14 protein-coding genes are annotated in these 12,064 nt (G+C 67.5%); 8 read left to right on the top strand and 6 right to left on the bottom strand.

All coding sequences use genetic code 11. The annotated features are described in order from the left end of the window. Positions 1-56: 56 nt before the first annotated feature. From ACWCRB_RS03910 to ACWCRB_RS03895, 4 genes are all read left to right on the top strand, one after another. Positions 57-1,430: an extracellular solute-binding protein gene (locus tag ACWCRB_RS03910; RefSeq protein WP_450994487.1), complete on the top strand. Its 1,374-nt coding sequence runs from the start codon at positions 57-59 to the stop codon at positions 1,428-1,430. Between the two features lie 2 nt (positions 1,431-1,432). Then, the gene (locus tag ACWCRB_RS03905; RefSeq protein ID WP_450994486.1) at positions 1,433-2,458 is read left to right on the top strand and encodes a carbohydrate ABC transporter permease; all 1,026 of its coding nucleotides are present in this window, start codon (positions 1,433-1,435) and stop codon (positions 2,456-2,458) included. Between the two features lie 32 nt (positions 2,459-2,490). Next, a complete protein-coding gene (locus ACWCRB_RS03900) occupies positions 2,491-3,336 on the top strand; it encodes a carbohydrate ABC transporter permease (protein ID WP_450994589.1) in 846 nt (281 codons plus the stop codon). A 165-nt stretch (positions 3,337-3,501) separates the two neighbouring features. Beyond that, positions 3,502-3,750: a hypothetical protein gene (locus ACWCRB_RS03895; protein ID WP_450994485.1), complete on the top strand. Its 249-nt coding sequence runs from the start codon at positions 3,502-3,504 to the stop codon at positions 3,748-3,750. Positions 3,751-3,964: 214 nt separating this feature from the next. Here the strand turns inward: ACWCRB_RS03895 and ACWCRB_RS03890 are convergent, their stop codons facing one another. Together ACWCRB_RS03890 and ACWCRB_RS03885 are read right to left on the bottom strand one after the other, a co-directional pair. Continuing rightward, positions 3,965-4,159 (bottom strand): transposase, encoded by a 195-nt coding sequence (locus tag ACWCRB_RS03890; RefSeq protein ID WP_450994484.1) that lies wholly within the window; start codon positions 4,157-4,159, stop codon positions 3,965-3,967. 59 nt (positions 4,160-4,218) lie between these two features. Continuing rightward, entirely contained in the window at positions 4,219-5,013 is a 795-nt protein-coding gene (locus ACWCRB_RS03885; RefSeq protein ID WP_450994483.1) for an SDR family oxidoreductase, read from the bottom strand. A gap of 309 nt (positions 5,014-5,322) precedes the next feature. Between ACWCRB_RS03885 and ACWCRB_RS03880 the strand changes: the two genes are divergently transcribed. Beyond that, positions 5,323-5,667, top strand: a complete 345-nt coding sequence (locus tag ACWCRB_RS03880; protein WP_450994482.1) for a hypothetical protein — start codon at positions 5,323-5,325, stop codon at positions 5,665-5,667. 37 nt (positions 5,668-5,704) lie between these two features. On the opposite strand, the gene ACWCRB_RS03875 is transcribed toward ACWCRB_RS03880, so the two are convergent. Then, complete coding sequence (locus tag ACWCRB_RS03875; RefSeq protein WP_450994481.1) at positions 5,705-6,304, bottom strand: hypothetical protein; 600 nt, start codon at positions 6,302-6,304, stop codon at positions 5,705-5,707. 173 nt (positions 6,305-6,477) lie between these two features. Between ACWCRB_RS03875 and ACWCRB_RS03870 the strand changes: the two genes are divergently transcribed. Next, positions 6,478-7,350: an IclR family transcriptional regulator gene (locus ACWCRB_RS03870; RefSeq protein ID WP_450994480.1), complete on the top strand. Its 873-nt coding sequence runs from the start codon at positions 6,478-6,480 to the stop codon at positions 7,348-7,350. Positions 7,351-7,357: 7 nt separating this feature from the next. Here the strand turns inward: ACWCRB_RS03870 and ACWCRB_RS03865 are convergent, their stop codons facing one another. Then, complete coding sequence (locus ACWCRB_RS03865) at positions 7,358-7,822, bottom strand: hypothetical protein (RefSeq protein WP_450994479.1); 465 nt, start codon at positions 7,820-7,822, stop codon at positions 7,358-7,360. 99 nt (positions 7,823-7,921) lie between these two features. On the opposite strand from ACWCRB_RS03865, the gene ACWCRB_RS03860 reads away from it, so the two are divergent. Next, on the top strand, positions 7,922-8,392 hold the full coding sequence (locus ACWCRB_RS03860; RefSeq protein ID WP_450994478.1) for a cupin domain-containing protein: 471 nt from the start codon (positions 7,922-7,924) through the stop codon (positions 8,390-8,392). Between the two features lie 58 nt (positions 8,393-8,450). On the opposite strand, the gene ACWCRB_RS03855 is transcribed toward ACWCRB_RS03860, so the two are convergent. Together ACWCRB_RS03855 and ACWCRB_RS03850 are read right to left on the bottom strand one after the other, a co-directional pair. Then, positions 8,451-9,890, bottom strand: coding sequence for an aromatic ring-hydroxylating oxygenase subunit alpha (locus tag ACWCRB_RS03855; RefSeq protein ID WP_450994477.1), 1,440 nt, complete (start codon positions 9,888-9,890; stop codon positions 8,451-8,453). A gap of 58 nt (positions 9,891-9,948) precedes the next feature. Continuing rightward, positions 9,949-10,239 carry a ferredoxin gene (locus tag ACWCRB_RS03850; protein WP_450994476.1) on the bottom strand — a complete coding sequence of 97 codons (291 nt, stop codon included), beginning with the start codon at positions 10,237-10,239 and terminating at the stop codon, positions 9,949-9,951. 205 nt (positions 10,240-10,444) lie between these two features. On the opposite strand from ACWCRB_RS03850, the gene ACWCRB_RS03845 reads away from it, so the two are divergent. Continuing rightward, the gene (locus ACWCRB_RS03845) at positions 10,445-11,995 is read left to right on the top strand and encodes an MFS transporter (protein WP_450994475.1); all 1,551 of its coding nucleotides are present in this window, start codon (positions 10,445-10,447) and stop codon (positions 11,993-11,995) included. The last annotated feature ends 69 nt before the right edge of the window (positions 11,996-12,064 follow it).

Below are 12,064 nucleotides of genomic sequence, written 5' to 3'. Positions count from 1 at the left end.
TTGGTGAATTGAACCAGTATCCAGGACATCCCGGATGCTCCAGGAGGGCAGCAGCAATGCGCGCAAGAAGACTGACCGGATCCCTGTCCTGTCTCGTCGTACTGACGTTGACGGCCGCCGGATGCGGCCTCTCCGGAGGCTCCGACGACGGCGGCGCCACCGCCGGTGCCTGCAAGGTCGACAAGGGCAACGTCGGGTCGGGGAAGCTGACCGGGGACGTCAAGGGCACGATCACCTTCCAGACCACCAACCTGAAGAAAGACTTCGGCGACTTCTTCAACGGCGTGATCGCCGACTTCGAGAAGGCCCACCCCGACGCCAAGGTCAAGTGGATCGACGACCCCGGCGACAACACCTTCACCAGCCGGACCGTCGCCGACGCCCAGGCCTGCACGATGGCCGACGTCATCAACGTCAACGCGCCGACGGCGACCGCCCTCACCAAGGCCGGCTACCTGCTCGACATCGGCACCAAGGACCCGGACTCGTCCAAGCCCTTCGTCCCGTCGTTCTGGAAGACCGCCACCTTCGCGGACGCCTCGGGCAAGTCGATCCACACCACGCTGCCCTGGTACACCGGCGGCGTCCTCCTGACGTACAACAAGGACCTGCTGGAGAAGTCCGGCATCGACCCGGCGAAGGCGCCGACGAGCATCTTCGGGCTCTTCGCCGACTACGAGAAGGTCGCCAAGGCCTCCGACGGCAAGTACTTCGCGACGATGGCCAACCCGATCTGGCGCATCCCGGCCGACTTCGACCAGATGGGCATCAAGGTCCTCTCCACCGACGGCAAGTCCGCCGTCTTCGGCGACGACCCGCGCACCACCCAGTGGGTGGAGTGGATGGCGAAGCTGTACAAGGAGGGCGCGATGCCGAAGGACTCGCTGTCCTCCAGCAACGACCCGTCCACGCTCTACAGCCAGGGCAAGGTGGCCTACGGTTCGACGAACCCGAGCTTCGTGCGGTTCGTCAAGCAGAACAGCCCGTCGGTCTACGCCAAGACGGCCGTCGGCCAGCAGCCCTACGACGCCCTCGGCGTCGCCTCCGCCGGCGCCCCGCAGTACATCTCGGTCGCCGCGACGAGCAAGCACGCGGCCACCGCGCTGTCGTTCGCGGAGTTCCTCACCAACGCCGAGAACCAGACGGCCTGGTGCAAGGACCCGGCCGTGGTGATCTTCCCGACCACCACCGAGTCGCTGAACGACCCGTTCTTCCAGAACGTCACCGGCACCGACCCGTTCTCCCAGGCCCGCAAGCTCGTCGCCGACCAGCTCAAGACGGCCTCCACCAACCAGACCAACCTCTCCCCGGCCGTGCAGAACGCCATCGTGTCCCAGGTGCAGCTGGCCATGCAGGGCAAGAAGAGCGCGGCGGACGCCGTGAAGGACGCCCAGGAGAAGTCGAACGAGCTGCTGAAGCAGGGCAGTTGACGGTGACGGCACAGATCACGAACCCGGCGTCCGGCGTAGAGGCCCTGGCCTCCACGCCGGCCCCGGCCCCGTCCCCTCCTCCTTCCCGCCTGCGCCGACTCGCCAGGGCCGCGCTGCCCGGTCCCGCTCCCGGGGCCAACGGGGCGGCCATGTACCGCCGTTGGTGGCTGCCGTGGCTGTGGACCGCCCCCGCGATCGTGTGCGCGGTGGTATTCGGGGTGTTCCCGTTCCTCAACACGGTCCTGCTGTCGTTCACCAACGCCAAGCCGCTGGGCGGCGCCGCGAGTTTCGTCGGACTCGACAACTACACGCGGATGTTCCAGGACGACGACTTCTGGCTCGCGACCCGCAACAGCATCCTGTACGCGGTGATCGTCGTGCCGCTGATGGTGCTGCTGCCGCTGATGCTCGCCGTCCTGGTGGAGAAGAACCTGCCCGGCATCGGCTTCTTCCGCTCCGCCTTCTACACGCCGGTGCTCGCCTCCAGCGTGGTCGTGGGCCTGAGCTGGCAGTGGCTGCTCGCGGACGACGGCCTGGTCAACACCTGGCTGGAGAAAGCCCACTTGATCAGGTCGGCGATCCCCTTCCTCTCCGACTCGTGGCTGATCCTGCTCTCCGCGATGGGCCTGACCCTGTGGAAGGGCCTCGGCTGGTACATGGTCTTCTACCTGGCCGCCCTCGGGAACGTGCCCAAGGAACTGCACGAGGCCGCGCAGATGGACGGCGCCGGCGCGGTCCGCCGCTTCTGGAACATCACGATCCCCGGTGTCCGGACGGCCATGATGCTCGTAGGCACCCTGACGGGCATCGGATCACTCCGGGTGTTCACCGAGATCTACATGCTCGGCAGCTCCACCGGCGGCCCCGGCGGCGCCGACCGCACCCTGCCGTTCTACATCCGGGACGTCGGCCTGGACCCGATCACCGGCAACGCGGGATACGGCTCGGCCGTCAGCGTGGCCCTGTTCGCACTGACGCTGGGGCTGACCCTGCTGGCACAGCGCCTGACGAAGGAGGACGAGTCGTGAGCACGGCCGCTGTCGACAAGCGCCGGCGGCTGATGCCGCGCTGGCGGGACTACGGGCGCCCGCGCGAGCTGGTCGTCCGCTATCTGCTCCTCCTCCTGGTGCTCGGCCTCACCGTGGGCCCACTGCTGTGGCAGCTGCTGGCCTCGCTGAAGGGCACGAGCGAGGACGTCTTCGGCGCGAACGCCACCCTGCTGCCGCACGACCCGACCCTGCGCGCGTACCGGACGGTCTTCGACCAGGTGCCGGTGTGGTCGTACATCAAGAACAGCCTGATCGTGGTCACCCTGTCGATCACCAGCCAGCTGGTCTTCTCCACGACGGCCGGCTACATGCTCTCCAAGCCCTCCTGGAAGGGCCGCAAGGCGGTCTGGGTGGTGCTGATCGCCTCGATGATGTTCCCCTTCGAGTCGATCATGGTCTCGCTGTTCATCAGCATCCGCGACCTGGGCCTGGTCGACAGCCTGGCCGGCGTGTGGCTGCCCGGCTTCGTAGGCGCGATCAACGTCCTCCTCATGCGCGGCGCGTTCCTCGCGGTCCCTCGCGAGATCGAGGACTCGGCGATGCTGGACGGCGCGAACGAGTGGCAGCGCTTCAAGTACCTGTATCTGCCGTCCGCGTGGGGCGCGATCATGGTGGTCGTCATCAACACGTTCATCAGCGCCTGGGACGACTTCCTGTGGCCGCTGATCGTGCTGCGCTCCGAGAGCAACATGACGCTGACGCTGGGCCTTTCACGACTCCAGTCGTCGTCGTTCGGCTACGACCAGCGGATGGTCATGGCCGGTTCGGTGATCTCCGTGATCCCGGTGCTGGTGCTGTTCGTCATCACGCAGCGGTGGTTCTATCGGGGGGTGGCTTCGGGGGCGGTGAAGATCTGAGCGGGGGGGCGGTTCTGCGGGTGGGGTAGAAACAGGGCGTAACAGGGATCGTCGTGGCCGTGGTCGGGCCGAAGTCCGAAACGAGTGTGCCGGGGATCTTGCTGGTCGTCACCATGTGGTGGCTGGTCAGGCGTCCTCTCTCTCGACCTGGCGGACGGCCGGCGGGTGACCGTCGAGGCGTTCAGCCGCTGGCCGTCGTTCGGTCGCCACCGGAAGGTGATCGCGATACTGGAAGAGGGCCGTCGCCTCGCGGCGACAGACCAGGGAGAGAAGGGAGAGACCAGTGCGGAGTCGCCGGCGGACGAGGTACGCATGACCGAGACCTCGGGAATCCTCGTACTCCTCCTGGCACTCGGCTTCGTGATCACCCTGCTGGCGCTCGTCGTGATGGGCGTCATCGCGCTCCTGGACTGATGCACGAGCGATCGGCGATCCCCCCTGCTCGGACACGTCCGCCCCGCCCGCCGCCGAACTTGTGACACCCCTGTGGCCGGAACCATGGCCTCCATCACACGCACAGGATTCACGCCCTGATCAGATGACCGGATGCGCAGACCCGACCCGCTCCGCCCGGCTCTCGCCAGGACCGTCCCCTTCCTGTCGGCTCTCGCCGCGACCGCTCTGCTGCTCACCCGGTCCCACGGCCCGTAGCGTTCCGGCACGTCACGCCAGGGAGCACCGCACCCGTCCGGATACGCCACCGCATGCCGTCCATCAGCTGCCGCCGCGTCCACACCGGCGGACGGCCCGACTTGATGCCTCGCGGCAACAGCGGCTCAAGTCGGGCCCACTGGCCGTTCGTCAGATCCCCACATCCCCACATCCCCGCAGGACATGACCATCAACGATCGAGATCAACTTTCGCACAAGGCCCTGGGCGACCTACGCGGTTGTGGCGATGCCGCCGTCGACGGGGATCACGGCGCCCGTCAGGTATGCGCCTGCCCGGCTGGCGAGGAACACGGCGACACCCGCCATGTCGTCGTCGCGGCCGATCCGGCGTAGTGGGGCCGACGCCGCGATCGCCTCGCCGAACTCATCGAGGGTTGCAGCCATCATCTTCGACGGGAACGGTCCCGGCGCCACGGCGTTCACGGTGACGTGCTGCGGTCCTAGTTCCTTGGCGAGCACTCTGGTGAGTTGATGCAGTGCGGCCTTGCTGCTGGAGTACGAGTAGTTGGGCCGCTGGGGGATGTGGATGGCGGCGATGCTGCCGATGTTGATGATCCGCGCGGGATCGTCGGCGGTGCCCGCCTTGCGAAGTGCGGGCAGCAGCGCCTGGACCAGCCAGAACGGCGACTTCAGGTTGAGGTCGACGACCGTGTCCCAGGCGGCGTCTGGGAATGTCTCCAGCGGCTCGTCCCACAGGGCGCCCGCGTTGTTGACGAGGATGTCGAGACGCTCAGAGTCGGCGGTGACGAGGTCGGACAATCGCCGACACTCGTCGTGGCGGGACAGGTCGGCGGGGATGGCCCGCACCTCACCGAATGCGGACAGCTGTTCCTGCGCCTGAGCGCACGCTTCTGTGTTGCGTGAGCTGATGACCACGCGGGCGCCCGCCTGGAGAAGGCCACGCGCGATCATCATCCCGATGCCTCTGGTGCCACCGGTGACGAGCGCGCGCTTTCCACGCAGATCGAATAGTTCTGCATGCGTTGTGAATTGGTTGTCTGCCACTTGCCGTCTTTCTCGTTGGTCGTGCGGGCTGATGCGTCGACGCGTCGGGTGTTCGGTTCAGCTGTCTCAACGCTATGGCCGTGGAGTGCACTTCAAGCAAGCGGATCAGGGCCCCGACGGACCGCGTCCGCAACCGCCTCAAGCGCGGATGAGAGGTCCGCGATCCGCTGCCGACTCCGCGGAACTCGATGGGCGCGCAGTGGGCAGTCCGCCTCGTGGGTGGTCGGGTTGGCCGGAGTGGGCCGCCAACCGGTGGCCGTCGCTCGCGTGACTGTTTGAGGTTCGCGCCCGCTCGGGTTGGATGCGGGGATGTACACGTACCTGACCGTGCGGTCGGACTCTCGCTACGGCGACAGCGTTCCCGCACGTGTGCTGGTGGAGTGCCTGGACTCGGCTCCCGAGCTTCGGCGGACCGACCTGGCCTTCTACGAGGCTGTGGACGGCGTTGGCTGGCTCCACGTCGTCATGGCCGACTGCGACAGCGACGGTGACTACGCGGCCCACAAGGGCCGGATGCCGCAGCGAGTCAACGTGGTGGAGCTGATCTGCTCCGATGCCGACGGCCCCCGGACCTGGGAAACCGCACGGGAGCTTGCGGCGAGGATCGCCGACGTACTCGGCTGGGAGGTGGCCGACCCCGAGGCCGACGAGTGATTGTTGATTGTTGTATCCGGTGCTTCGGGAACGACGGCTACTCGTACGTCTGGGCCACGGAGAGTTGCAGAGCGACCGATCGCCAGGTGACCGGTTCCAGTCGGGCGTGGTTCGGCGAGTTGGCGCCCGCCCACGCGGCCCAGGCGTCGAGCCAGTCGTACAGAGTGCTGTGCGCCCAGCTGCCTCCGTCGCCGGTCCATTCGCCACGATCGGCCGCCGCCCGGAGTCTCCGCTGGTCGGCGGCGAAGTCGGTGGCGAGGGTCGCCACGTACCAGCGCATGTCGATCGCGCTGACCACCTCGTCCGGCCGGGTCCCGGAGTCGGCCAGGGCGCAGTTGTATCCGGGAGGGGACGTGCGGGCCTCGTCCAGTTGGAAGGCCAGGCCCTGCCAGCCGGGCCGGCCGGGAGCCTCTTCCCACAGCTGGTCGGTGCCGTCGATCCGCTTGCCCAGGAGCCTGACCCAGCCCCACAGGAAGTCGGAGATCGTCCGGTTGGTCCACCGTTGGACCGCGGGATCGTCGAAGTCCCGCCCGGTGCAGGCCTGTTCGCAGTCGGCCGCCAGCAGATGGAGGTAAGCGGCGAAGTCCTGGCGGGAGTTCACCTGCCGCCAGGAGCCGTTGCTTCGGGGTACGGACATCCTCAAAGGCTACGAGGCCAGGACACGCACGACCCTTGACGGGCGTACATCGCGAGGGTGACCCTGATTAGAGGATACTCATTATGCGATAAGCGTGGCGCGAACAGGCAATTCGTCCATTAAGTGACGAACTCGGGGAGGGCAATGGTGCCCTGAACGGGAAGGTGGCAGTCGTGTCGTCAAGTGCGGTACGAGGTGTGCCGGTCACTCCGGCGGAATCGACCATCGAGTCTCTGCGTGAATGCATCGTCTCGATGGGAGACGGCGGCCACGACGAGGAAACCGTCGACCAGCGCGGTCCGGAACGTACCGTCCTGGGGCGGGTCGCCACCATCATGGACGCGTTCAACGGGGGTCAGCAGGTGCTGGGGCTCGGTGATCTCAGTGAGTGCACGGGGCTGCCGAAGTCGACCCTGCATCGGCTGGCCGACCAGCTGTGTCAGGTCGGGTGGCTGGAGCGTGATCCGGGCGGCTATCGGGTCGGAATGCGGCTGTTCGAGCTTGGGGGGCTCGCCGTCGAGGGGAACCGGCTACAGGAAGCCGCGTTTCCGCATCTGCAGGCACTCGCCGCCAAGACCGGGATGTCCGTGCAGCTCGGCATCCTCGACCGGACCGAGGTCGTGTATCTCGAACGTATCGTCGTGGGCCCGGTCCGGTTGCCGACCCGGCGCGGCGGACGCCAGCCCGCCTACTGCACCGCGCTCGGCAAGGCCATGGCCGCCTTCGACGGCGAGGCCATGCGCGCGGTCGTCTCCGCGCAGATGCCCAGGAGAACGGCGAACACCATCACCGAACCCTTCGCCCTGTGGACCGAGCTCGACCAGATTCGTAAGGTCGGCGTCGCGTTCGACCGCAGCGAGGCGTACGAGGAGTTCGTCTGCGTCGCCGCCCCGATCCGCAGCACGGGGCGCGCGATCGGGGCGGTGTCCGTCACCGGTTCCGCCGGTCGGATGAGGTGGCGGATGGCGTCCGATGCTGTGCGCGGTACGGCTGCCGCGATCTGGAACGCCAGCTTCAGGATCGGGAGCGCGGGCGCCCGAACATAAGACATCGTCAGCTGTGGAGCCAGCCCTCGTCGTGCCAGTACGTCAGGAGTTTCTCCATCGGCTCGGGCCAGGTTTCGACGTAGGTCACGCCCTCGGGGCCCGCCGTCATGAGATACGGGGTTCCGGCCGTACTGATCCAGAACTCGCCCGGCCCGACCGTCCTGCTGCCCTCCTCCCCGTCCTTGCCCCACGTCACGTGGAAGCTGCCGCCGAACACGATGATCAGCTCGTCGAGGTTGTGGTGATGGCGGGGCACCGCGAAGTTCGGGGCGCAGCGCAGGCCGTTGAGGTTGAACGATCCGTCCACCTTGGTCGAGAACCACATGTTGCCCTCGAAGGTCTTCTCCATGTCGACCGGGGCATCGGCGAGGAGGCCGCCCTCGGCCCAGAGGTACGTGGGGGCGGTCTGGTCGACCGGCAGCTCGATCCAACCCTCGTCGTCGGACAGCAGACTGAAGAATTCGATTGCCATGACTTGAGTCTGGGGACCGAGTTCGAGGGTGTCATCCGTCGGTCCCGTTGTGCGGAACAGGGCGGCGACACCGCGAACAGCCGTGCCTACGGTTGCCGCATGACACTTGTTTTCGGTGATCTGGTGGACGACGCGGACTGGCTCCCGATGGACCTCGACCAGCAGCGGAGTCCCAACTACTTCTGGCATGGCGGCGGGTTGCTGAGCGACGCGCCTGTCGACTTCCGGGCGACGTTCGACGGGGCGATGTGGGTGACCACCAAGCCGATCGACATGCCGCGCTTCAACCGCAACCCCCTGCGCGTACGACCGCACTTCACGGTGCCCCGGCACCACCACAACATGGACGAGATGCTCTTCGTCCTCTCGGGCGAGTACAGCATCGAGTACGAGGAGGCAGACACGCCTCAGACCGTGCGGGTGGGACCGGGCGACTTCTTCCTCAGCCGCGCCGGCACTCCGTACACCATGACCGCCGGGCCCGAGGGCGTCACCTACATCGAGACCTGGCCGAAGCCGGTGACCTCCCTCGAGACCTACTGGCACGACTTCGGCTGGGTCCGGCGCTGAAACGCGCGCGCCGGCCCCAGCCCCCCGGCACGAAACCGGATCAGTCGGATCAGTCTGATCAGTCGGCCCAGAGGAAACGGTCTGCCACTCGGTGGTGGTTGTAGATGGTCATCTCCTGCTCCTCGCTCAGCCGGTGGCCGTCGAAGCTCGGGGAGTGCATGCCCACCGTGACCTCCTTGGCGTTCATCAGGTCCTGGGTGAAGATCTCGCCCAGGTCGGCGTCGCGGAAGTCCTCGAAGAACTGGGGCTGGAAGTCACGCTTCTTGTCGTAGTCGGCGACGGGGACCTGGTCCAGGCTGAAGATCTCGAAGAGGCAGCTGTCCGGGTCGAGGCCGTTGGGGCGGGCCCGGTAGCCGAACACCGAGCCCTGGTTGGGCAGCAGGATCGTGTTCGGGAAGACGTTCCACGCCGTACCGGCCTCCGCCCACTGCTGGGGAGTGATGACCGGCCAGTCGTAGCCCTCGGCGAGCGACAGCTCCCGGTACAGCTGGAGGTAGTGCTGGCCGGCGGTCGTCCCCTCCGGTACGTCCGCGGTTTTGAGCGCCTCGGCGGCACGCCAGCTCCGCTCGTTCTCCAGGCCGCGCATGTCGTCGGCGATGTACTGCACGCTCAGCGCGACGCTGAGCCGCTCGTCGGTCACGCCCCCTGTGCCCCGGTTGCTCGGGTCCTTGGCTGCGCTGTCGGCAGCCGTGTTCTTCTTCTCGCCGACGCTCGAGTAGTGCGCGTGCCGCTCGTACACGGTCGTGGGCGCCCAGATCCGTGACTCGAGTTCCTTCATCGAGGCGATGTTCGTGTTCGACTTGTCGAAGCGGTAGAGCTGCGGATGCGTCCCCGCCACGTGGTACGCCTCAAGGAACCCGTCCAGCGCGGTCTTCCAGTTGCACGGCAGCAGCACGCTCTTGAACCACCGGTACCGCATGTGCTCGAACTGGAACGGCTCGAAGATCCTCGGGATCGGGTCGAGGTATTCGAGGAGCGGCTTGGCCTCGGGGTCCATGTTGATGAACACGAACCCGCCCCACTGTTCCGCCCGCACCTGTACGAGGCCCAGGTCCTCGTCCGAGCGGGGCACGAACTCCTCACGGTCGAGCACCAGCCTGATCGAGCCGTCCAGGTTCCAACGCCAGCCGTGGAAAGGGCAGATGAGCGAACCGACGCGGCCCCGCCCCCGCGCCAGCCGGGTACCGCGGTGCCGGCACGCGTTGAAGTAGGCGCGGATCGAGTCCTTGGCCTCCCGCACGATCAGGATCGAGTGACCGCCGATCTCGTACTCGACGAAGCAGCCGACACCCGGCAGTTCCTCGACGCGGCAGGCCATGAGCCAGGCCTTCGTGAACACCCGCTCCAGCTCCAGCTTGAGGAACTCGGGGTCCAGGTAGCGGCCCTTGGGCACGAAAGCACGCGAAAGCCGGTACTTCTCCGGGACCTTCTCGGCGGGGACATCACCCGCGAACCAGGGAACGCGCCGCTCCAGCCGGGGTTCGGTTTCCACAGACACCAGAAATCACTCCTCCACTCGTGAGGTCAGGCACTCATGAGGTCGGGCACTCATGAGGTCAGGCCGCGTCGGGGCCCGCGACCTCGGTCCCGTCGGAACTCCGCACCACGTGGATGCAGTTGCCCGGGCACCCGTCGGCGGCGTCGATCACATCCAGACGCAGCTTCTCCGGCACATCGGCCTGCGAGCCCTCCGCCATCAGCAGTTCCCCGTCGGCGACGTCCTTGACGTAGGCCAGCCCGTCGCCGCCGAACTCGAAGACATCGGGCGCGTACTGGGTGCACAGACCGTCGCCGGTGCACAGTTTCTGATCGATCCACACCCGTACGTCATCCACGTCATCGCTCATGGGTCTCGGCCTCCTCCTCCGCGGCACGCTCCGGTGTCGCCGTCGGTCGCCACCGCAGCGGGGCTGAAATCGACTCTCCCCGTGGGGGTCTTCGGTCGTCCACCGCCCGTCCCATCAAACGGAATCCGCGCTCACGGAGGGCCTCCACCCCGCCATACGCTCGACCGGCCGCTCCCCCTCCCCCCTTTCCCGCCGGAGGATTCCAATGACGGCAATACCTCATGCAGCGAACGGAAACGGCCCCACGGACGGACCCGCGAACGGCCCGGGCTGGACCCCCCGGCTCGTCTGGTCGACGGTCTTCCTGGCCATGGTCCTGGAGGCGCTGGCCCTCGGCGCGTCCATGGTCGCGATCGGGCTCCCGAGCATCCTCAAGGAGTTCCCGACGACCCAGGGCGGCTGGCTGACGACCGTCTACTTCCTGGCCGGGGCGGTCTGCGCACCGCTGCTCGGCAAGGCGGCCGACCTCTACGGCAAACGGCGGGTGCTGCTCTTCACCATGCTCGTGTCGGGTGTCGGCGCCGTCGTCTGCGCACTGGCACCGAGCTTCGCCGTCATGGTGGTCGGCCGGACGCTCCAGGGCCCCATCCTGGCGACGATCTCCCTGATCCCGTCCCTCGTCAGGGACGTCTATCCGCCCCGGCAGGCCGCCTTCGCCGCCAGCATCACCATCACCGGCATGGGCGCGCTCTCGCTGTTCTCGCCCCTGCTCATCGGGTGGCTCATCGAGACCGTGGGCTTCCGGGGGATGTTCTGGTTCGACGCGGTCTGGACGTTCGGGCTGTGCGCGGCGATACGGCTGACCACGGCGGAGTCGACCCTGCGCCGCACCGCCCGCCCGGACGTCCTCGGCGCCGCCCTGCTCGCCGCCGGTGTCCTCGGCGTGCTCCTCTACGTCAGCTGGGGCAACTCCTGGGGCTGGGCGGCGGGAAGCGGCGTAACCCTGCTGGTGGCCGGACTCGTACTACTCACGCTCTTCTTCTGGCGTGCGCGCCGTACGCCGGAGCCGATCGTCAACCTCTCCCTGTTCCGCCGGAAACAGCTGCTGTACGTCTCCGTCGCGGGCGCGACCGCGTACGCGATCTCCGCGTCGGTCTTCCAGATCATCCCCATGATGGCGATGACCCCACGCGAGGCAGGACAGACGTACGGGCTCGGGCTGACCACGCTCGGATACGCCTCCCTGGAGACGCCGAAGGCACTGGCGACGGTCGCCTGCGGTCTGCTGGTCGGCTTCCTGGCCGCCCGTGGCCGGAACCCGCGGCTCTTCATGACGCTCGGCCTCGGCGCGTGGGCGATCGGCACGACACTGCTCGCCTACCGCAACGACACGTTCGGCGAACTCGTCGTCTGTGCCCTGATCGTCGGGATCGGCGGCGGTCTGACGACGGCGTCCGTGCCCGGCCTCGTGATGCGCGCGACGCCCGTCGGCGACCAGGGCTCGACCGCCGGCACCGTCCAGCTCACCCAGACCGGGTTCTCGGCCGTCCTGCCCGTCGTGATGTTCGCGGTCCTGGCGCCGTACGCCACGCTCGTGCCCGGGGGCGGTGTGATCTACGCGGAGGACGGTTTCCGCAAGTGGCTGCTGATCTCGACCGCGCTGGCGGTCGGGGTGCTCGTCGTCGTGGTGACGCTGCTGCGGGAGCGGCGCGAGGAGGCGGTGGAGGAGTTCAGCGTCGAGGCGCGCGTGCCCGCGACGGTGTCCGTCGGGGACGGGGCGATGACGACCCCACCAGTAGCAACTCCCAAGAGCTGATCACCAGTTGACGTTCGGCGACCGCCCGCTGTACATCTCCATCGACATCGACTGTCTCGACCCGGCGTT

Source organism: Streptomyces sp. NPDC002156 (genome assembly GCF_053593675.1).
This window is presented reverse-complemented; position numbering and strand designations above follow the sequence as displayed.

What these genes read in the sequence shown, in the direction of transcription:
- ACWCRB_RS03910 (WP_450994487.1), top strand. Translation starts at nt 57, where the DNA reads ATGCGCGCAAGAAGACTGACCGGATCCCTGTCCTGTCTCGTCGTACTG.
- ACWCRB_RS03900 (WP_450994589.1), top strand. Translation starts at nt 2,491, where the DNA reads ATGCCGCGCTGGCGGGACTACGGGCGCCCGCGCGAGCTGGTCGTCCGC.
- ACWCRB_RS03890 (WP_450994484.1), bottom strand. Translation starts at nt 4,159, where the DNA reads ATGTGGGGATGTGGGGATCTGACGAACGGCCAGTGGGCCCGACTTGAG.
- ACWCRB_RS03880 (WP_450994482.1), top strand. Translation starts at nt 5,323, where the DNA reads ATGTACACGTACCTGACCGTGCGGTCGGACTCTCGCTACGGCGACAGC.
- ACWCRB_RS03875 (WP_450994481.1), bottom strand. Translation starts at nt 6,304, where the DNA reads ATGTCCGTACCCCGAAGCAACGGCTCCTGGCGGCAGGTGAACTCCCGC.
- ACWCRB_RS03865 (WP_450994479.1), bottom strand. Translation starts at nt 7,822, where the DNA reads ATGGCAATCGAATTCTTCAGTCTGCTGTCCGACGACGAGGGTTGGATC.
- ACWCRB_RS03860 (WP_450994478.1), top strand. Translation starts at nt 7,922, where the DNA reads ATGACACTTGTTTTCGGTGATCTGGTGGACGACGCGGACTGGCTCCCG.
- ACWCRB_RS03850 (WP_450994476.1), bottom strand. Translation starts at nt 10,239, where the DNA reads ATGAGCGATGACGTGGATGACGTACGGGTGTGGATCGATCAGAAACTG.
- ACWCRB_RS03845 (WP_450994475.1), top strand. Translation starts at nt 10,445, where the DNA reads ATGACGGCAATACCTCATGCAGCGAACGGAAACGGCCCCACGGACGGA.